17 protein-coding genes are annotated in these 20,285 nt (G+C 55.9%); 7 read left to right on the top strand and 10 right to left on the bottom strand.

Going from position 1 to position 20,285, the window contains the following annotated elements; all coding sequences use genetic code 11:
• Positions 1-131 precede the first annotated feature (131 nt).
• Entirely contained in the window at positions 132-491 is a 360-nt protein-coding gene (locus ABE571_RS07165; RefSeq protein WP_346493456.1) for a helix-turn-helix transcriptional regulator, read from the bottom strand.
• 240 nt (positions 492-731) lie between these two features.
• Here ABE571_RS07165 and ABE571_RS07160 point away from each other — a divergent pair, with 240 nt between their 5' ends.
• The 4 genes from ABE571_RS07160 to ABE571_RS07145 all read left to right on the top strand — a co-directional run bounded on the left by ABE571_RS07160 (position 732) and on the right by ABE571_RS07145 (position 3,980).
• The gene (locus ABE571_RS07160; RefSeq protein ID WP_346493455.1) at positions 732-1,040 is read left to right on the top strand and encodes a hypothetical protein; all 309 of its coding nucleotides are present in this window, start codon (positions 732-734) and stop codon (positions 1,038-1,040) included.
• A 64-nt stretch (positions 1,041-1,104) separates the two neighbouring features.
• Positions 1,105-1,488, top strand: coding sequence for a hypothetical protein (locus ABE571_RS07155; protein WP_346493454.1), 384 nt, complete (start codon positions 1,105-1,107; stop codon positions 1,486-1,488).
• Positions 1,489-2,758: 1,270 nt separating this feature from the next.
• Positions 2,759-3,682 carry a hypothetical protein gene (locus ABE571_RS07150; RefSeq protein ID WP_346493453.1) on the top strand — a complete coding sequence of 308 codons (924 nt, stop codon included), beginning with the start codon at positions 2,759-2,761 and terminating at the stop codon, positions 3,680-3,682.
• Positions 3,683-3,755: 73 nt separating this feature from the next.
• Positions 3,756-3,980 carry a hypothetical protein gene (locus ABE571_RS07145; protein WP_346493452.1) on the top strand — a complete coding sequence of 75 codons (225 nt, stop codon included), beginning with the start codon at positions 3,756-3,758 and terminating at the stop codon, positions 3,978-3,980.
• A 147-nt stretch (positions 3,981-4,127) separates the two neighbouring features.
• On the opposite strand, the gene ABE571_RS07140 is transcribed toward ABE571_RS07145, so the two are convergent.
• The 3 genes from ABE571_RS07140 to ABE571_RS07130 form a co-directional block, all read right to left on the bottom strand.
• Entirely contained in the window at positions 4,128-4,925 is a 798-nt protein-coding gene (locus tag ABE571_RS07140) for a MobA/MobL family protein (protein ID WP_346493451.1), read from the bottom strand.
• A gap of 286 nt (positions 4,926-5,211) precedes the next feature.
• Positions 5,212-5,430 carry a hypothetical protein gene (locus ABE571_RS07135; RefSeq protein WP_346493450.1) on the bottom strand — a complete coding sequence of 73 codons (219 nt, stop codon included), beginning with the start codon at positions 5,428-5,430 and terminating at the stop codon, positions 5,212-5,214.
• Positions 5,431-5,495: 65 nt separating this feature from the next.
• A complete protein-coding gene (locus ABE571_RS07130; protein WP_019184226.1) occupies positions 5,496-5,666 on the bottom strand; it encodes a hypothetical protein in 171 nt (56 codons plus the stop codon).
• Positions 5,667-6,326: 660 nt separating this feature from the next.
• On the opposite strand from ABE571_RS07130, the gene ABE571_RS07125 reads away from it, so the two are divergent.
• Both ABE571_RS07125 and ABE571_RS07120 read left to right on the top strand, forming a co-directional pair.
• Complete coding sequence (locus ABE571_RS07125; protein WP_019184228.1) at positions 6,327-6,647, top strand: helix-turn-helix transcriptional regulator; 321 nt, start codon at positions 6,327-6,329, stop codon at positions 6,645-6,647.
• A gap of 20 nt (positions 6,648-6,667) precedes the next feature.
• Positions 6,668-7,528, top strand: coding sequence for an ImmA/IrrE family metallo-endopeptidase (locus ABE571_RS07120; protein ID WP_346493449.1), 861 nt, complete (start codon positions 6,668-6,670; stop codon positions 7,526-7,528).
• A 351-nt stretch (positions 7,529-7,879) separates the two neighbouring features.
• Here the strand turns inward: ABE571_RS07120 and ABE571_RS07115 are convergent, their stop codons facing one another.
• A complete protein-coding gene (locus ABE571_RS07115) occupies positions 7,880-8,533 on the bottom strand; it encodes a type III toxin-antitoxin system ToxN/AbiQ family toxin (protein ID WP_346493448.1) in 654 nt (217 codons plus the stop codon).
• Between the two features lie 1,247 nt (positions 8,534-9,780).
• The gene (locus ABE571_RS07110; protein WP_197579814.1) at positions 9,781-10,050 is read right to left on the bottom strand and encodes a hypothetical protein; all 270 of its coding nucleotides are present in this window, start codon (positions 10,048-10,050) and stop codon (positions 9,781-9,783) included.
• A 520-nt stretch (positions 10,051-10,570) separates the two neighbouring features.
• On the opposite strand from ABE571_RS07110, the gene ABE571_RS07105 reads away from it, so the two are divergent.
• Positions 10,571-11,962 (top strand): site-specific integrase, encoded by a 1,392-nt coding sequence (locus tag ABE571_RS07105; RefSeq protein ID WP_346493447.1) that lies wholly within the window; start codon positions 10,571-10,573, stop codon positions 11,960-11,962.
• Between the two features lie 84 nt (positions 11,963-12,046).
• Here the strand turns inward: ABE571_RS07105 and ABE571_RS07100 are convergent, their stop codons facing one another.
• The 4 genes from ABE571_RS07100 to ABE571_RS07085 form a co-directional block, all read right to left on the bottom strand.
• Positions 12,047-13,078, bottom strand: a complete 1,032-nt coding sequence (locus ABE571_RS07100) for an ankyrin repeat domain-containing protein (protein ID WP_346493446.1) — start codon at positions 13,076-13,078, stop codon at positions 12,047-12,049.
• A 187-nt stretch (positions 13,079-13,265) separates the two neighbouring features.
• Entirely contained in the window at positions 13,266-17,309 is a 4,044-nt protein-coding gene (locus tag ABE571_RS07095; RefSeq protein ID WP_346493445.1) for a hypothetical protein, read from the bottom strand.
• 516 nt (positions 17,310-17,825) lie between these two features.
• Complete coding sequence (locus ABE571_RS07090; protein WP_346493444.1) at positions 17,826-18,548, bottom strand: hypothetical protein; 723 nt, start codon at positions 18,546-18,548, stop codon at positions 17,826-17,828.
• 150 nt (positions 18,549-18,698) lie between these two features.
• A complete protein-coding gene (locus tag ABE571_RS07085) occupies positions 18,699-20,150 on the bottom strand; it encodes a site-specific integrase (protein ID WP_346493443.1) in 1,452 nt (483 codons plus the stop codon).
• Positions 20,151-20,285 lie beyond the last annotated feature (135 nt).

The following is a 20,285-nucleotide window of genomic DNA, read 5'->3' as shown; positions in this document are numbered from 1 at the left end:
GGAGTGCGCTGAATGATCATTATCGCCGTCTTGGAGCGGTGGAGCTGATTCTTCTGACATGGGTGCCTACCCTCTCAACGCGCCCCGACGCGGATCGAGAAGCGCAAATTCGATGCGGATCTCATCTAGCGCTACGTCGGCTGCCCCGACTCCTTGCCCTCTTTTAACTTCCGCCAAGATCGAATGTCTTCGGCAAGCTCACGCAGCTCCTCAGGATCATAGTCCTGGACCGCTTTGATGAGTTCAGCAAGTTCGGCTGTTTCGGCAACTAAATACGCCACGGACACGCCCAAGGACTGGGCGATCTTCAAGGTCGTTTCCCAGTCGGTCGCATGGACGCCGCTCTCATAGCGGCTGATGTAGGGCCCTGCCCGCTTGTCATCTAACCCCACGCTCTTCCCCAGGGCCCGCTGAGAGACGCCAGACGCTTTGCGGACCTCCTTCATGCGGGTCGCGATAAGGGTCTGGATCGAGAGGGCGAGCGCGTTCATCAGGGAATGATGAACGTCAGTTACGCCCAACGCAAAGTTACGTTGAACGCATCATACGTTTGACGTAACCTTTTTGGCAAGCCTGCTCGGGATCGGCACTCCTCCATCGCCTGACGCTCGCTCAAGCCTGCTCGTCCATACCGGCCCTTGCGGTCTCCGGCCGAGTCCCGGGACCTGCCTAAACCTTTGTCCGCACTCCCTGCCCTCACCCATCCGCTTTCCGACCTCAAAGGAATGACCATGCCCAAGACCCTCCTGGCTTCACTTGCCACCGCCTTTCTGCTGACTGCGTGCTCTGCTAGACCGTCTGCAAACAAGGCGGAGGACGCGATGCTTGTCTTTGTGAAGGCAAACGGGTCTGACGACGCTCGCTTGACCAAGTTTGCTATCGGCAAGTGCGAGAAAGGCAACGGTGGCTACAACTGCCCCGTCCAGGCCCGCGTCTTGGCTATGAATGGCCGCTTTGATGAAGACTTCAATGGTGTCTTCACCTTCGCTGAGGTCGGCGGCGCGTGGAAGGTGATCGGCGTGGTCAGTCGCACCCTTTAATTGACCGCGACGCGCTTCGCACGGCAGCCAGCGCTTATCACCCCAGAGCCAATCAGGAATTCCCATGACCGTCGGCACGTTCTTCCTCCTGCTCGTCCTCGGCGCCACCGCGCTTGTGCTTGTTGGTTTGGGCCGCAGTTTCAAACTGCGCAGCGAGCGCAGCAACTTTGAGCAAGACTACGCACGAAGCTACTTTTCTCGCTCGACCGCCGTCGCGCTGTCTCCTGAGCGCTCCAGGATCAAGTTTCGCGCCCGCAACCAGACCAAGATATACGCTCTTGCTGACGTGCGCGCCTGGGAAAAGCATTGGCACAACACTAAGCGCGAAGGCACGCTGACGGTGAGCGTGCGCGACGTCGACCAGCCTGTCTGGACGATCAAGTTCGGCAACGAAGCGGAGATGAATCGCTGGTATGAGCTGTTGAACCAAGCGATTAACGACAGGTAGGCTGCGGACACTCCAAACGTATCGCGAACTATTAGCAACCAGCATCACTCAACAACGAGCGTCCGCATTGTGCTTCGCTAGAAAATTGCCGAAGCTCATTGCTTCACACCGGCTAACGACGCTGTTGCACGACGTCAATATACGTTCGTGAGACTTGACCGAAACAAGATTCCGGTTATGTATCTTCCATGCCACTTCTTCCACCGACATTTGCAAAAGCGTTCCCCTCGCTGCCAATGCAACCCCGCTGTTTCGACACCTACTTTGCCACGCAGGGGGCCGCCCTGACGCAGACAATGGTCAATCAAAACGCGTATCTGTGGATAGAAGTCAACGACAGCAGAACGCTCTATGCAATTGATGGCCGCTGCGGCGGCCGGACGTTTGACCAGCTTTGGGCAGACTGGTGGAGGGATCAGTCGGACCGCCTTTTTGAGCGTCGATGCGCCAAACAGATCATCGCACGCTATATCCACGCCAGCCCACATGATCAACACCTGTTTCGTGCCTGGCTTGAAGCCGAAGGTGATAGCATCGACTTGAGGCGAAAGACAAGTCCACCTTGGCCATGGCGCAATGCGCGATGGGACCATGCGAGCGGCACATTGCTTCGCACCGGATGGCCATGGGCAACGACGCCCTATCATTGGCTGTCTTCCGGTGAGCTACTTGGCCTTAAGAATGCCTGCAATTCTTCTCAGCGCTTACCTCATGATGTTCGAGGCTACTTCGATTGGCTCGGCACGCTCACATCTCGCGCGAATCGCGAGAGACTCGCTAGACAGACGCGGGCCGTAAGCCTGACAAAAGCGGCTACTCGCCTTTAAGACGTTTTTTCCTATTGACCCAACGGTGCTCGGTCCAGCACAGTTGGCCGATGCCAGCCCAATACGCCTTTTACATCGTTAAGCCCGCCGAAAGCGGTGACACACCTGCTTTGGTTGAGCAGCTCACACCTGTCGAAGTCGATCACCTTTCCGAGTATTTTAAGGGCGGGAACGTTGCAGGGACCGCGCAGCACGCTGCTGTTGCGCGCATTCAGTCACTCATCGCAAAGCGCTTGTGGGCAGCTTGCGGCTGCACCGGAGCATTGAGTGCGGAAACCCCGCTGCTCTTTCCACGGTCCGTTCCCCGAAGCGCAAGTAGGCCGGCCGTTCTCGTTCCTTTGTATGGTCGCAACCCCCATAAAGAGGGCTGCGACTTTGAACGCGAGAGGCCTGACCTCACGGACACTCCGACTCATCAGCCTCGCTCATCAATCACTGGAATGATGAGTGTGCTTCCAGCGATGGGTGGTCCCTGTGCGACGGCACCTTTGGTTGCCGCGGCTCCCAGACCCCACGGCACATCGGAAGCGCGCGCGGCCAAGAGAACGCCCAAGCTCGCCGCTGTTCTTTTCACAATTCTTGAGGGCGCCGGGCTCAATGTTCTTCAACAAGGAAAGCTAAGCACAACTGACGCGAAATCACTAATTGTGGTGGAGCTGCGCAAGCATGTCATCGCTCCGGGAAAATCGCTGTTCGACTGGTGCAAACTTAGCTTCTACGCTGCTCAACCGCTCATTAAGAAACTCGATAAGCAAGACCAGAAGGATTGGGGCAGGACCGTTCCCCAAGGATTCATCATTGAGCAAGTGATCGACTACCAGAGCAACGCAACATCACATGCGTTGACGAATGTGCATGGAGAGCAGTTCTTTTTTTCCGGACGGCTCATCGTTCCAGGCGCCAACACACCGGGGCCTTGGCTGGCCATCGCGCTGGCATCCAAGCGACCAGGGGTAAGCGCAGAGTTTGACCAGGTCTACCTGCACCCAATGGATTCGGACAGGGAATACTTCCTCGTCGATTCCGACTTGGAGCGCCAGACCTTGGGCATACTCCGGCGCGAACTATCCAAGATGAAGCAGGCATCCAAGCCCTACACCATCACCAAGCCGCTGACTGACTTGACAGTAATGGACGGGGAGACGGCGGCCAAGGTCAGGCCGGACTTCATCCTCCATGCTAGCGATATACTGAAGAGGGGTGCATTAATCGTCGAGACGATGGGGTATGACGATAAGGCGTATACAACGCGGAAATTGGAAACGCACAGACTCATGAAACGTCTTCCCCAGACGCTAGATCTGGTCACTCACGAAAAGGGAGGCGATGGGAAGCTAAAGAACTCGATCCAAGGCTACGTCAGTTGACGCAAGCCCGCCTGAGGTCGCTGACCAAGGAAGCGCGACTTGACAAGCGGGTGATTCCCGTTAGGAATCAGGCATGAATACAGTCTCCTATAACCTCAACACCTCAGATTTTCCCGACTTCGACGAGCCGAACACCCCGGAATCGCGCCGAATACATGTGCGTTTCTGGCTTCGATGCTTAGCTGATCAAGGGGAGCAACCCGACGCCCGCATACATGCGGCTTTAGATCGCTATGTGGATGGCAGCTATGATCTCCATGCCCTCAGCCAAGCAGTGATCAAGCCTTACCTGCATTGACTGTTGGCTGACCGCTAACAACTAGGCGCTTTAACGCGGAACCGTGTCTGCGGCGCTTAGCAAGATCGCTCGTTGACGACATGCTTGGCGCGCGAGCCACCAGCAGAGGACTCGTTGTTGGGACTCTTGCACAGCGGTGCCAACGCGCTACGACGGGCGCTGCGATGGAGCGTTGTTTGCTTTCTGCCGCGCCGCGAACACTGCATCGTTGTTGTTCAAGACAACCGAATCGTCAGAAGCAGACCACGGCTGAGTTACGTCCTTTCTCTGGTGAGCCAGCATTGCGCTCTCGAACTCTTTGACGAGTTTCGACAACAGATGCCCCGGGGATGTGGGTTGAACCTTCGATTGCCCCGCACCCAGCGCCGCTCGCCCTGCATCTGAGGCTTGTCGAAGGTGGTCGTTGATCGATTGGGCGATGGTTGCACGAATCCATTCGACTTGTGGCTTGCCATTGATGACGCCATCGAGCTCACGCGTCTTCTGAGCGAGTCCCTGCGCATCCACCCTGCGTGTCGTTGCGAGGAGGTGGGCGTAGTAGTGGCGCGCATCTGCATTCTTAGGCGGCTCGTGCATGCTGACTTGGATGGCGAACTGGAAGCGCAGCACAAGTTTGCGAGCGACATCCAACGCGAGTTCCCAGCGCTGATCATCATCAAGCTCATGAGGCAGTGCCATTTCAAACTCGCGAGCCACAGTGCTGTCTTTGCGCTTCTCAGCAGCTTCGACAGCATTCCACAGTTGCTCCGGATCTTCGGTCCACTCAGGCGCACCGATGGGACTGATGCAGATGACACGCTGGACGCCCGAACGAGTGTGATAGTTGTGCACGATGCCGGTGCGTGTATCGGTGAGACAGAGTGCGCCGCGATAGGCGGCAGCCGCGACGGCTGAGTGTTGTTTGGCACGACTGAAGGTTTTGACGCGAGTGTGATAAATGGCCATAAATGCTCCGTTGATTGAGCATCCATGTATAGGCGGCGGGGCTTAACAAACAAGGAGTCTGGGCGATAACAAATCAGCACAAGCGTGACGCCTAAAGGCCATGGGATTTGGCGCGCCGTTTCATCGTTTTCTTACGTTCAGCATGGCGGCCAGCCGGGGCCAAACACCACGCACATGCCTCAGCGAAATCGACTCGGTTGAAGAGCATCAGCCTTGGCTTCGGCTGTCGCGCTTTCGGCATGCAATAGAAAGGGCGCCGGCATAGGCCGGCACCCTGGATGACGCATCAGCTGGTATGGCACGCGTTGGCGCAGTAATAGCACCCGTTGATGCGATTCTGCGGCCAACGGGCTTTCGCGTCGGCCACGGCCTGCTTGCAAGTCAAGTGGGAGCCCAGACTGATCTGATTAGCCGACAGCGGCATGAAGGTGCATCCCGTGGTGGTGTTATGCACCTCGTGATCGCCGTTGGTCTGGGCGTTTTTGTTGATGATGAAGTTCGGCAAAGCGCTTCTCCTGAAATTGTCAGCAGCTAAGAGGTTGGTGGCGCCCTAGCACCACCGACCGTTACTTACTTTTCCTTGCGCACGCCCTTGAAGGGCGTCTTGTCTGCTTTGACGTCCATGAAGCGACCGGTGCCCGTATCTCGCTTGACGAAATTGCCGGCCGGGGTCTGGGTTTGCGACCGGTTGCGCACCGCGCCATTGCGGTGACCGTCGCCTTTCGGTGGATTAGTTGCCATTGAAGTTCTCGGTAGTTGAGGAAGAAAAGCACAAGAGGCGACTGGTCCTGACCGTTGAAGGCGGGGCAGCATCGCTGCCCCGCACATCACCTGACTACACGTCAGGAACCCAGATCGGCCAAGCTTTCAAGCCCGCAGCAGAAGCGTGGAGCTTCTTGCCGTTCTTCAAGGTAATGACTGCCCGGAAGATGAGCTTGTAGCCAGGACGAGGGGTAGCGGTCGTTGTAGACACGGCCGGTAGTCTTCTTGGTTGAGGGCGCTCATCCGACAACTTCAAGACTGGTGTATTGACACTCTTTTGCGGAGCGCTATACTTTTACGGCTGTTTACGAGGCAGCCAGTCTTCAAGACCCCACCGGCTGAACGCCGTACAGGTGAGGTTTTTTTGCTTTACGCAGTGACCTTCTGAACCACTGCATGTTGTGGTGAAAAAATTAAGACCCCCTATATATTGGGCTCGACCATCCGGTCGGGCCCTTTTGCGTTGGACTCTAGCACAGCTCCTAGGCAGAATGTGAACTGAGTCACGTTTTTATAGCAATATTTTTTGTTCGGTGCAGCGAACTTTCAGTACGATCTTGCCCGCGTCGTTCGCTCCTGTCAAAGCTTTTGTTCGGTATAGTGGCACTTGGCGCTGTGCCGGCCTTCAAGGAACCGTCGATGTCCACCATTTTTGGCAATAAAATCAAGAACCTAAGGCGCGAGAAGGGGTTCACACTTGACTCGCTTGCTGATGCTGCTGGCATGAGTAAGAGCTATTTATGGGAGTTGGAGAACCGAGAGTCCCCTCGCCCATCGGTTGAAAAGCTCGCCGCGTTAGCTAAGGCCCTGTCTATGGATGTGTCCTATTTCCTGGATGAGGAAGCAACAAGTCCTGAGGAGCGGCATCTCGACCAAGCGTTCTTTAGGAACTACGGCGAACTAGACTCAACCGCCAAAGAGCAGATGCGCAGGATCATGGAAACCTTCAAGAAGTCCTAACTTTGCCAAAGGATTGGCCGATGAACGCTGATGTGCTCACTCCCTCCAAGGCTGCCTACCGTCTGACGCATTTGCTCAACGCAATGTCGGCGGCGCACGGGGATCCACGATTTCCAGTTGATGTCGTGGCGCTGGCCAAGGGGGCGGCGGAGATCTTCCGCTGGGATGACCCCATCACTAATGTCGAATCGGCCGATATAGAGACCTTTGAAGGCGCGCTTTTCGCAAATGACACGCGCAGCAAGTGGATGCTGCTTTACAATCAGACGCTGAAATCCGCAGGCCGCATCCGCTTCACGCAAGCTCACGAGCTTGGCCACTACTTGCTGCATCGACAAGATCGCATCGATTTTAAGTGCGCCACGCAAGACATGGTGAGTCTGACCGAGCAAGAGGCATCAATGGAAGCCCAGGCCAACGCCTTTGCAGCAACGCTTCTGATGCCCTTGGATGACTTCCGCCAAAGCACCCAGGACGGCGCCGACTTTGAGCTGCTCGCCGACTGCGCCGATCGATATGGCGTATCGCTCACTGCTGCTGCATTGCGCTGGATCGACCACACCGACCATTGCGCCGTGCTCATTTCTCACACCGATGGTTTCATAAACTGGTCAATCTCGAGCCGATCAGCACGAGAAGGTGGCGCGTTCTTCCGTGCGCGGCAAAGCGCAATTGCCATCGGTGAGGACACCTTGGCTGCTAACAGTCAGATCGCGAACGAACGATTGGGTGTGGAACTTCCCGCACACGTGTGGTTCAAGCATGCAGAAGACGGGCTCAGCCTTAAGGAAATGAAGATCAGCGCTGACCAGTTCGACTACACCCTGACGCTTCTAGTGCTCCCCAGACGTTCAAGGGTTTGGGCGCCTTGGCACGACTAAGCACGCTTCACAAGCCCTATTTTCGTCGGGAATGACGAAGGCTGGATAGAGCTTACGACGCATTTCGGCTGCATCAACCTAGCCTCTCTCGAGCCTATCGGTCGTATCCAGGCAAACCCACGGAGCGCTGCCGCCGTCGTTACCAAGAGCATCAGGCGAAAAACATTTCACCTAGAAATAGGATGTCAATCGGATCACGAAGCGTAAACTCCTCTCGCACTTGCCGGACTGCCTAAGCGCTGCAACAGATCGCAAACCGGATGTGTGTCCTGTCTTGCACGTCGCCAAACGTAGCCAGTGCAGCACAGAGAAAAAGCGACTAACTGCGATTGAAGCGGAGCTATCTATAAGCTAGATATGGCTCTCGTTACCTTGGTCTTTAGAAGCAGCGGGCCCGGCGATGAGGCCAGGATCTGAGATACGACCAGCCAGGGTGAGTGTTGGCCTCTTATCTCGGGAAACCACTTTCTTTACGGTGGTTCGGACCGGTGCCTGTTGAGTTCGAAGGGCCAGACCGTTCTTCGTCGCGTATGAACGGGCTGCTCCTTCAAGATTCTTGAATGAGCAGCAATCTGCAATCAAGTCGGCAGGCCGGCCCTCGCCTACGCGCTGGTAAAGCAGAGCGGCGCGCCTTCTAATTTCGTCTTGTTGGCTTGCAATGAATCGAATTTGCTTTTGGATGAGGCGTTTGTAGCGCTCATCAATGTTGCTCATATCAAGCAGCGAGTAGGTTCCTGAAACGAGAGGAATCATGTTGCAAAGACGAATCATGCCTAATGGGTTATCGGAATTATTAGGCTCATGCAATTTGAAGAAGCGCACATCGGATGCAGTGATACTTTCATGAAAAGGCTTGTGGGAAGTAAGTGGTGCGAAATAATCGAAGTCACCCACCTCAAAGACAATTCCAATGAAAACTCGCGTCATGTTCTTGTTGTACGAAACGCGATGGTCAACAGCTAAAAGATGCGCCACGTATTCATCCTGAATTACATAGAATTTCATTCCATCACATCCCTGGTGAGCAACAAAAAAAGCGGCCACTAGGGCCGCTTCCCCTCTTGTAAGCAAAACACAAGAGAATTGTTCGATCAAGTTTAAAATTCGCACTTATGGTGGCGACTCACCTGTTTCAAGTTCGCACTTATGGTGGCGAGTCACCCGTTTCAAGTTCGCACTTATGGTGACGAGTCACCCGTTTCAAGTTCGCACTTATGGTGGCGAGTCACCTGTTTCAAGTTCGCACTTATGGTGGCGAGTCACCTGTTTCAAGTTCGCACTTAACGGTGGCGAGTCACCTTGGTCAACATCCTAGCTGCTTATCAGGCGATGCGCAAGTCCCTCGATCTTTTAGCCATTTGCAGGAGGGAGCGCTTTCGGGTCCGTTCATACATATGAAGGACCATGCCTTTCGAGCCTATCAGGCATATGGGCCGTCGAGATGAGGATAGCCTAACAGCAATAACAGACTGACCCTGACGCCGTCTAATGGTGATGGAGCCGCCGCAGCATGAACGGGTTCAGCTCAGTGGAGTCTCCGAGGTCCTCCGTCCCGTTGAACCGAGCATCAGCCCTGAGGATCTCAGCCTATGCGCCCTCGTGGAGCTCAAAGCTGAGCACTTCTGACCAACATCGACAACGGCAATCCCAAAGCATCTGCCAAGCGCATTAGGGTCGAGAGCTGGAAGTCCCTCTAGCCCTGCTCAACATGGCCAAGCTGCGTGCGATGCATCCCCAACGCCTCGGCGAGCTCAATTCGTGTCAGCCCTTGGCTCGTCCGTGCACGACGAATAGCATTGCCTAGAGCCCGCTGCCCAGCAATCACCAGGGCCCAACGGGAAACAGACTGACCCGGCTTCTGGCCACCACGATTAGCGCTTAGTAATGCGAACGACTCCATTGCTAGTTTGCAGGCAACTGATCTCTTGCCGATAGCAACGCCCTTAGGCGCGCGAACCCTGCCTCGTCCACAGGCTTGGCCGCGTTGCCCCAGGAATTTCGGATCTAGTCCAGCGTCTCAGCGATCTGCCGGTCACTCATCTTCCAGGCAAATGAGGGCATACCGGCGCCTGTCGGCTTTTCTTTTGTCGCCACTGCGCACGGTTTAGGTTGCTGGGTAGGTGAGGTGGGCGGACGCTTACCGGCGAACGGGGTCCATGAGGTGAGCATCAACTGAGCTCACCTGTTCTATCTTGCCTAGTGCTCCTCAGGCCGAAGGGCCTAAGGAGCGCGATTGCTCGGTGAGAGCAAACTCAGAGGGCGTGGACGCTCTGCACATCTGCCCAGGAGACTTCGAGGTGTTCCCCCTTCTCCTGAACACTGAAACCGCGCTGACGGAGCATTTCGGCAGCCGCCGCCATCTGGACAGCAGTGAACTTCGGCTTCAAGCCAAGGGTTGCGTCTGATTTGCCGATCGTTGCGCTTGCGCGAATGACGCCCACATACTCATCCCAAAGCTCCTCAGAGCTCCCCACTGCATTCTGCTGCAATGCACGTGCCTCATCGGCCGTAATGTCACTCATGACACCTCCTTGTTAGCCGGAGTCATTTCCGGCAACAGCATCATAGCGTCCAGATATGACAGCAGCACCTTCTATTTGGATACGCAAATCAGACAGACAAGACGCCGTCAACGCCAGTTATTCTTAATTTCCACTTTTTGGTCAGCGCGCACCGAATGGATCCATCCGGCTGGCCTTAGAATGCCTAAAGGTCCTCTTTAGATATTAATGGCATCGCGCCCAACCCGCCACGTTTATCTGGAATTCATATTAATCACCCGTTACTTTTGGCGTACATGGATAACTAAACACTATGGCAAGTTCTTTTATAACACGGCACAGATAACCTCTAGAGGCCTTGCGCCTCAATAGAACTACGGAAATTCTTAGCAACAATATTTATTAGAAACTGTCTCCTCTGGCAGGAAGATTTCTCAACGCCCGGACATCAACCAGCCACGAGAAAATAGTTCAGAATTGCCAATTGACAGAAAATGTTTATCTCTTATCAACAATCTACCTTCGCAAATACGGATCGTAGATGACCTCTGATTTATCCAATTTCAACCGCAAAATCCCTCTCAGCACCACCGACTCGCTTCAAATCAGCAGCATCAAACTTGGGAAGCTAGAACTCAAAGACGTCGTCGTCAACAGTCGCCAGGCTGGCATCCAGCTCTACGAGATATTGCAGCTTACGATCCAGCAGCTCGAAAACTCTCGACGCCGTCGCAACAGCACGCGCTTTCCGGACACACTTCCAATCGCGAGCCCTGCGCGTCGTCTCTCAGAGGAAGTTGCGGACTACCTGGCTGACATGTCGCGCCGCGCGTTGCAAAACACAACGATCAAAGCAGCTGCGCGCTCGTTGAAGATCTTACAAATGACCTGTGGCGACATTCCTGCCTCAATGATCGACCACCGTCATATTCACCAAATGTGGGACTTGCTGCGCTCATCGCCGCCGAGCCTGACCACTGACCCGGTGCTACAACGAATGACCGCTGAGCAGTTAATCGCGCTAGGCAAAAAGCTCAACGTGCCTGCCCCCGCCGTGGCGACGTTAGAGCTCCATCGTCGAATGCTCACGACGTTCTTCCAAGCACTCGTCAACACCAAAGCCATCCCCCACTCGCCCATGTCCGCGTTCCGGCCCGTCAAGGCCAGCCTGCTGGAAAGCAGCAAGAGTGTAGAGCGGCTACTGAGCACCGCAGACGTGCAGAAGATTTTCAATCGAGACACCTTCGCCGCATGGGCATCCAAGTTCCCGCACCGATGGTGGGCACCCATGATCGGGTTGTATACGGGCGCGCGCGTCAATGAGGTCGCGCAACTGAAGGTCACCGACATCGTTCAGGATCAGGGCACCTGGTGCATCGCAATTCGGATGACCAAAGATGCCGATCTTGGCGGCAGCACGGGACAACAAAGCCGCCAACGCCTCAAAGGCAAGAGCGCCATTCGAATGATCCCGGTGCACCCCGCCCTTCTCCACGCAGGACTCTTGGACTTCGTTGCTGACATCCGAGCATGCGGTCACCCTCGCCTGTTTCCGCAGCTTTCAGCGGGTGTGAACAAGGCAACGGGCAGCTCCAATGCGAGATACAGCCAGGCCCTTGTCATCCAGCTCAGCAACTATTTCAAAGACTTGGGCTTCCCGAAGGGTGTTGGCTTCCATGGCTTCCGCCACACGCTTGCCACAGAGTTGGAAGCTGCTGGCGTCAATGAAGAGGACATTGCTCTCATCACGGGGCACTCCATCTCTAAGAAGGTTCCCGTGCTGCATAGCAACTACATCCACCGCTCGCCGAAGCTGGTGCGCGAGCGTCAAATCGCGGCATTGGCGAAATACAACCCGTCCGTAGTGCTCCCGGTGTATCAACGCGGGCAGTTCAAAGAAAAGCTAGGGAAAGGGGCGAAGATGTATCCGTAACTGCGAAACGAAAGCTGCGCTCCAGCCTGCCTCAGCGCCAAGCTGCAATCGCAAGCTGGATCTTCGGAGAGCGCGACGAACCTATTAGAGCCGCACCGCTTTTGATCGCGACCCCATTGGCAGCCGGGTCTGCTTGTTCAAGGCCTCACGGTCCCGCTGTGCAGTTACCTCAGCCACAAGCTCGTCCAGTAGCGTGTGGTGCTCAGGACCGAACAGCCTCGCCCTGACTTCATCCAAGCTTGCATGGCGAATGAGAACTCGGGCTGTCTCTCGCTGCGCGTGACCGACTGCTCCGACCAACGCCGCATTACACGCGCTTTGACCTACGGTCGGTGCCAGCAACTCCGCGATCTCTCGGTGGCCGTTGCTGGCTGCATCGTAGATCGCCTTCTCGCCGAAACGTCGCGGGCGTCCTAGCTGATCAATTGCACCCAAGATAAGCTGAACGACCTCAAGTTGACCTTTGCTCGCCGCAACGTCAAAAGCAGCTGCATACGTGTGCGCAGCGTCTGGGAGCTTAGCTTTAAGCATGAGTTTGACGACCTCTGTTGCCCCGTAGCCAGCTACCGTTGGAAAGATCTGAGTCGCGCATGTGATGGATGACGACACCGGAAGCAGCAGTTTGACCACACGAAGATGGCCCTCGTGAGCAGCCTGAGCAAGAGCTCGACTGTCCTTGTCGTGAGGGTCGCTGTGCGGAATTAGTAGCTTCACCACGTCCGCGTGCCCGCAGGCGCTTGCTTCGTATAGTGCAGCGGAGTGTTCCGCTAGCGCGTCACTAACGGGCAACAGTAGCTCCACGACCTCTTTGTGCCCTGCCCGAGCTGCACACACCAGCGCTAGCGAGTTTCTTGCCCTTGGCTCAGTCAGCGGAACAAGCTTACGAACAACATTGGCAAGCCCCTCCTCGGCCGCCAACGCCAAGGCAAAGACTCTGTCGTTGGAGGACAACATGGGAATCAATGCTTCAATCACCGCCTCACGATTGGCATTGATGGCGTCGTGAACCACTTCCCATGCCAAGCGCCCACTATCAGTTGACTCAGAGAAGACCTTCATGATGGCGCTGACATCCGCGCTTTGGATGTCTCCGATCAAGCTGCGGCCAAGAGTCACACGCCATCTCCCAAAGAATCTTAGATTAGGGCAGGCTCATTGTTCGTCAAGTGAGTCACGACCGAGGCTGATCTCTTGCCGCCAACGCCTATCGGAATAACGGGCCAGGGAGCCAGCTAGAACCGTGGCTCACTTACCAACAGAACCCGCGCGGCCAAGCCTTTTGCGGGCAGTTGACGTGGGGCAACTAAGCATCGTCCCGCGCGCCAGTCACATCCATCACCACTATTCGCGTCGATGCTCGCAGATGTGCAGGAAGATCGTCTTGAAGCATCGCTTGCATCTCTTTAGCGGTGGCTGGTCGAACTCCTCTATTGGGCGGCAGAGGTTGAGTGGCTTTTCGCTTCTCGCCATACCAAAAGACCAGATATATGCCGAAGTCACTGGCCTCCGGATCTATGGAATACAGTCGATGAAGTTGCCCAGCTGCCGCCGTCCACACATCGCTATGAAAGTCCCGCTTGATCTCGATGACGCTCTTGATCTGATTGCCATAAACAACGATGTCGACGCGCTTATCTGCGCTCATATGCCCCTCAGGCTCAGCGCGAACGCCGTGCGGGACTAGCAATGGCTTCAGCATACCGAGCAGGCAATCCCGGGCAACTTCCTCCACTTTCGGCTCAATGATCTCACCATACGACCCGGTATTCCAAAATTGCTTAAACGGGTCATCGTTGCGTGTCGAAAGTGACTTGGCAATTTGCTCCAAGTGGCAGCACACAAGTTCATGAAGATCCTTCGCACTACTGGGGGCTCCGTTCTCCAAGGTTCCCATCGCCTTTTCCCAGGTCGGTATTTCGTATTCCGTATCCGCAACAACCGTCTTGTGGTTTGCAAGCTGGTGCAAAATGTATTTTCTATAGCTCATCAAACCCGACAGATCCGCCAGCCGCGTCAGAGCATTTCCCGCCGCCCGGCCCGGATCGCTGCCAAGCTGCGCAAGCATCGTGTTAACCATAGAAGCGGCGTCCCAAGGATTTCGTGTTCCCACCGATGATCCAGTTGGATGCGACATATAGGGATAGCGCGATGCCACCCAGGTCACGATGAACTCAATTTGAGTGAGGCTATACGTCCACGTCTTCTGAGATCCCCATGATGCTTCACCGCCGTCTTCAAGGAGAGCCCACATCGCCGACTCTTCTCGATCACCACTCAGTCCTTGCAGCACATCAAAGTAAGCTTCTGGACTGAGCGAGAAGCCACACCAAAGCCACGCAGCCAAACCGCCCCTCAAGCCGCCCCTCAGATGCTCGGTGTCGTTGTCCTGCTCAGTCAAAAGCTGATCCACCTGGGTTCTTGCTAAGGCCGGGAGGTCGCTCCAGCAGCCCTCGGCCTTGCACAAGCGAAGCATCCGAAGCAGGTCATACTCAGCCATTCTTGGGTGCGCTTGGAGCACTCGGACAATGGCCTCACCCCGATCTTGACCCGCAAGCTCAACGTTTTCCAGAGCGCTGAGCGCTCGAAGCTCGTGACCACCAAGCGCGAGCTCAGCAGCAAGAACAGTCTCATATGTCTGGATGGCGAGCTCGGGCTTGGCTTCTAAGAGCGGGCCAAACCAGACGTGCTCCAACACGCGGGGATGCGAATCTACTTCGCCATACACCGGACAAAGCAAAGCAACCGCCAACCCCGCAGACCAAACGGCCTCCGGAAGATCAGCGATCCGAGCGCTCCTGCGCCAATGATCATCAAGTGCTGCCAACAGCGCTGTCCAGCGAAATTCCGCTTGACGTCGTCGCTTTGAAAGCAGCGCGCCAATGCTTGGTAGCTCGCCGCTGGAGAGAAATACCGCGAAGCCACGCAAGGTTGTCAGAGCATCGTCCGCACCCAAAACTTGTTCCAGCCGGGCGGGCGGCGTAAGCGATGCGGCGAATCGAATGGGCAGCCATTGGCCGAAATAGACTCTTGCCAAGCTATCCAGGAAAGCGGAGGCCTTGCCCGCGACAACTTCCTCACGCTTAGTTGAGAACTCAGCACCGAGCGCGCGCAACCACCGCTCAGCCTCGGCTTCGCTGTCTTGCCTGTGCAGCTCTTCAATGTCCAGGACGGGCGCCACTTCCAGGTAGGCAGCTGAGTGGAACGACCTGATTTCGCTTAGCCCTACGTCATTGTCTGCCAGCGCGTAGAGACGCCAAAAAACAGGATAAGGTGACACATCATCCCGTATGGCCTGCCGAAGGCACGCTGCGTAGATCTGACCACGACGCGGATCGCAAGTTTCCCGCAGAGCAGACTCCATCTCATCAAGCACTACTTGCGGATCCAAGACGGAACCGAACAGACGCATAAAACGATCCCACGGCAGATTGACACCAACACCGAAATCGATGTGCCGCAACACGCTCCGAAGCAGCTTTAAATCTTGGCCCTCACCTCCTGAGAGTGAAAGAAGCAACGACTTGCCCGGATTTTCACCGCTCAGATGATGGCAGTAGATCAGATACCAATCGAAAATCAGGCGCCCCGCGCTTTCAACAGCCAGCGCCTTGGCAAAGAGCTCGCCATAGATACGCGCAAACTCCCTCGTATTGCGTCTAACCAGCAGCGGCCCACTTGGCACTGGCAGATCGACTGAGCGAAGGATTTCGGCAGCATTAACTGGCGTCACAACATCGGTCAACCCCCAACTTGCTCCGATGGGGATGCGCTCGTTCATGCGGAGAAAATGTAGGAGGAGGACAACAATTTCCTCCTTACCCAACCCGCCGTCGTAGAGAGCCCGCAGCAAAAGAAAGCGAAGCTGCGTGTCATCAGCGCTTGTCCCCAACCGCTCGTAGGCAGCGACGAGCAATTGTCGGTGCGCCAGGCTGCCCTCTAGCAATGCGTGGATCGCTTCCATGCGGAGAACGATCACTTGCGACCCATCTAAGATGAGGCGCTCCAGCGCCCCCTCAATCCCAGGCGTCATCCTCCCCGACTTCTGGACGACAATCGCCAAGAGCTTGGTGGAGACTTCGGCACTTGGACTGCCCAACAGCTCTTGGTAGCTGACCAGCAGTGCCGGGTCGGCAAGCGCATAAGCGCCGGAAGGGAGGTGCGTCTCTCGAAAGAAGAGAGGGTTGGTCTTGCTCTCCGAAAGCAGCGCCTCTAGCAGGCGCAGCTTCATCGAAGTAGACCATGTAGACAAGTCCCCATACATCAGCAGCCCGACCAGATCCAGATGGAGTAACGATGACGGATCGGGAAGTTGAGACGTAAGCCACGCCACCAGCCCTCTAAGCGCTGTCGGTGGACGCTCCCGAACCCCCATCAAAGCCAATACACGCCCCATCGGCAGTCCTGCACGGACACGATCAGCAATCCAGCGCGCTGCCAAGTATTCGGCAACGGTGCGATGGACATAGTCCACCCTGTCCATCCCGCTCGCGACGAAAACGCGCCTTTTCAGACACGCCAGAAGATGATCCTGGGACGCCAGCGTTACCTCCTTGTAGCTCGGAACATCCTTCCCTACGGACCGCGCTTTCCAAGTGAATCCTAAACAGCTGGAAGTCAGGCGAAGCGCGCAAAGGGCTCCCGCCGCATTGAGCAATTGGCTGCCAGGGATATGAGCGGCGCCTTGATCGCGATCAGCATGTTGGTCGTTGACCTCGTCCAGCAAACCTAACGCTGCGCGTTGAAACAGCTCCGTGCGACTTGCAGGCCAGTCCCCTCTACCTGAGACGGCCGCGAGCATGAGGAGCGTCTGGGCATTGCCAAGTAGCTCGCCAAGTTCTCGGCGCTCAGCTTGCTCAAGAAAGTCCTCAGCATCTTCAAACCCATTGCTTTGGAGAATCTGCGCTTGCTCGGACCTGCTGAGCGCGAGCAATTGCACCACAAGGGTCTGGCCGCCCTTACGAACGTATGGCTTCAACGCTTCGAAGTCAGTGGTATGCAACCAATCCGCCGCGCGGCAGGACAAACGCATTCCACAGGGCGATATCTCTGCCAATTTGTGCGTAAGTTCGTCAACGGGTGATCGGCCTCCACGCCCACCCTGGGTCTCATCCAGTGCGTCAATCCAAAGCACCTGGTCAGATGGGATGTCATTGAGTGGCGTGTTGAGCAACTCACGGACCGTGAAGAAGGCCCCGTTAGTCGCCTGGGCTTGCGAGCGGAAGAGCTCGCTCTTGCCAGCCCCTGGATCTCCGAGAACGACGATATTCTTGACGTGCCGGAAGGCGCTAAAAGCTGCCGCCCCGCCATCTTCCAACTTCGGCTCTACTTGCTTGACCTGACGATCCACAATACAGCCTTCGAGTTATCGGCCAGCGGCCAGCTCACACAAGCGCCCCCAGACGATAGCAGGCCCCCACCCTTATGCCGCGATTCTACACGGCACATTGGACCACGGACGTAACTTTGCGGGGAAGCGTTTAAGGAAATTACGATACTAAGATGACAGCTAGCAACGCGATTGTGAGGGACGCATGATTTCTCCAGAGCGCGGCAACTCCATCGCTCGCCGCAAGCTACGAGTCAGCCTCACACACCAGCACGTGCGGCTAACAGCCACCCGCCGCGCTCCCATCGCATCCAGGCGGAGGTTAAGAAAACCTCTGCAAGGGGGGTGAAGATGCATCCGAAGGACGAGGACAAACCATCGTTTCATCTCCGACTGGCCTCAACGACTGAAGTTGTAAGCCAAGTCTTTGCAGAGCGCGAAAATTCGCAAAAAGAAGCAGCGCAATGAAAGATCGAGGTTGGTCAAATCGCCGGGCATCTCTCCCAGCTCACCTTTCATAGCGGCAGCGCTATGTGCTCAAGACACGAACGCGATGGGTCCAGCATTCACCTCGGGAAAACGCGTGTCCGATTGAGGCATATCTTTGAAGAGGGAAAGGAACGTCTTCGCTTCTGTTGAAGTCGGCTCAATCCAGCCCTGGATTGCGGCGGTGACCCTGGCCGCTGCATTGCAGATTAGAGGAATTACGTTAAAAACCACACGCTCCTCGGGCAAATTGAATCTGGATGCATATCTACAAAACTCACCTGATCCAAGGTAGGCCTTAATTTGTAACGCCAACGACGGTCTAATCCGAGTTGTGGCTTGGGGCAGTTCCAAGAGATCCCTCAGATCTTGCCATGCCAGATGGAGGTCGAACGTATCTCCTCCTTCCTCAGCAGCGACAAAGTCAAGCAGGACATACATCTCCATCCGACCAATCTTCTGCGCCTCTTGAATATAGTGCGTATAGAGCGTGCGGACCTTTTTCGCGTGATTATGATGGCGAGCATTTCTGAGCACCAAGATGGTTGCCAGTTCGGGGTGGGCATACCAGTCCAGCTCACATCGCGAGTCCTTTTCCGTCGCATCATATAGGCTGTGGAATGAATTCAGCACCCCAGTCCAGGCCATTTCGATGTTCCCGACAGCTTCGGCTCGATCCAGGAGTAGCAAACCATTGTTCGCTCGGAAATCTGCCTCTTGGAGAAGCCGCAACGCGTGTGAAAGATCATCAAAGGTATCTGTGAGTGTGGCCATATATCATGTATCCAGAAAAGAAGGAGTGGCGCGAAGTGGCGCGCTCGCACGGTGTCACCCTGTCGCAATGGCATCGGAAACTTTGATACAAACGGCTTTGCAGCCCTCTTCGAACGGGCGGAGAAATCGCCGCATAGATGCATCACTTTGTTAGGCAGAGCGCAAAAACAACCCGTAGTTCAGCGAAGAGAGCCCGGGGGAGTGCTTGCCCATACCGCTTAGCTTTTCCTTGGCAGTGAAGGCGCGGCTGTAAGTGGCGTGATGCTCATCATCGAGCTCGTGCCCGACGATCTGAGCGCGCAGTTCGGATGCTACACCGAGTGTTTGGAGCTCTTGAATGAAGGTCTTTCGCAACGAATGAAAGCCCCGCTTTGCCTTCGGCCAGTCCTTGCCAATTGTAGCCAAGTGTCGGCTAAACGCCTTCGTGATCCAATTGCCTTGACCATTGAGCGCGTCGCCCTTCGCCTGGGGAAACAGACGCTTGTGACCTACTGCTTTGCGGGTTGCAACCCAATCCATGAAGCCCAGTGCCAAGAGTTCCGGATGAAGAGGAACCGTTCGAAGGCTGACCTCCGTTTTGACCTTTTGGTTCTCGCCTTCGTCGGAAATTCGAATGCAAGGGAGCTTTCCTTCCAACAAGATGTCTGCAATCAAGAGCTGCCCCACTTCCGACGCTCGTGCGCCTGTGTAGAGGCCAAGGAGCGACGCCCATCGAGCATTCTCAGAGAGCTTCTCAAAGTTGCTCGGCGAGAAGATCGTTTGGATCTGATCACGGTCGTAAGCTTTGAAACCGAGCTTACGCCTAGCACGCTTCTCCCGCAGCGAGTAGCTCACATGCCCAGTCGCTGGGTTGTCGCCCTTGGCGTAGTAGCCAGACGCAATCGCCCAGTCAAAAAAGCCCCCTTTCCCACCCACATAACTCTGTTTGTTCGTCAGTGTTGGCGTCGACGCCCCGCCATCACGAAGGTGTTGATACCAGCGCGCCAGGTCGGGCCTAGTGACGGTGTGGATCCTTGACTTGGGCCCCAGGAACGCAACGAGCGACCCTACTGCGGCTGTCTTGATCGTGTATGTCTTGGGCAACGTGCGCGGCTTGATGCTTGCCAGCCACGCATCGCGCGCCTTCTCCAACGAAATCGTCTCGCTCACCTGAGGACGCGGCTCGCGAACGGGCGTCGGCTCGGGGTCGAGCATGCCAATGACCGCCACCTCTGCCGCCGTCGCGAAGTTGTGCGCTTGCCGGAACAGACGGACATCGTTTTCGCTGTCGATCTGCCAGCGTTCCGTGATCGTGCCGTCCGACGCTTGCGTTCGATGAAGCGTCAAATCGCGTCGATCTGCACCGCCGCTCACGCGGTCGACGAGCGCATCCAAATCCTTTTTACTAAAGCGGTCCACTCGCTGGTCCCTCAGCAGATCGTAGGCATGAGCATAGCCTGATGCCAAGACAATCGCGCGCAACCTGGCTGACGCCAAGTTCGACGTTCGAAGCGTTTGCTTGATGAGCCTGAGCCCAAGGACAGACTGCAAGTCGCTGGGCACGCGCTGGCGAAACGCGTAAGTGCCAGAAGGGTTACGGATAAGGTGATGGGGGATGCGCATTCGGGAGATGTGCCCCGATCTGTGTCCCGCTGGCAGACCTGTGTATTCGAAATAAGTTAAATACAATCAATAACTTAGATGAACATTGGCGGAGAGAGTGACGTCCATGTATTGGTCCACAGCAGTCCAGGAAGG

Origin of the sequence: Stenotrophomonas sp. TWI273, assembly GCF_039674765.1 — a bacterium.
Lineage (GTDB): Bacteria > Pseudomonadota > Gammaproteobacteria > Xanthomonadales > Xanthomonadaceae > Stenotrophomonas.
This window is presented reverse-complemented; position numbering and strand designations above follow the sequence as displayed.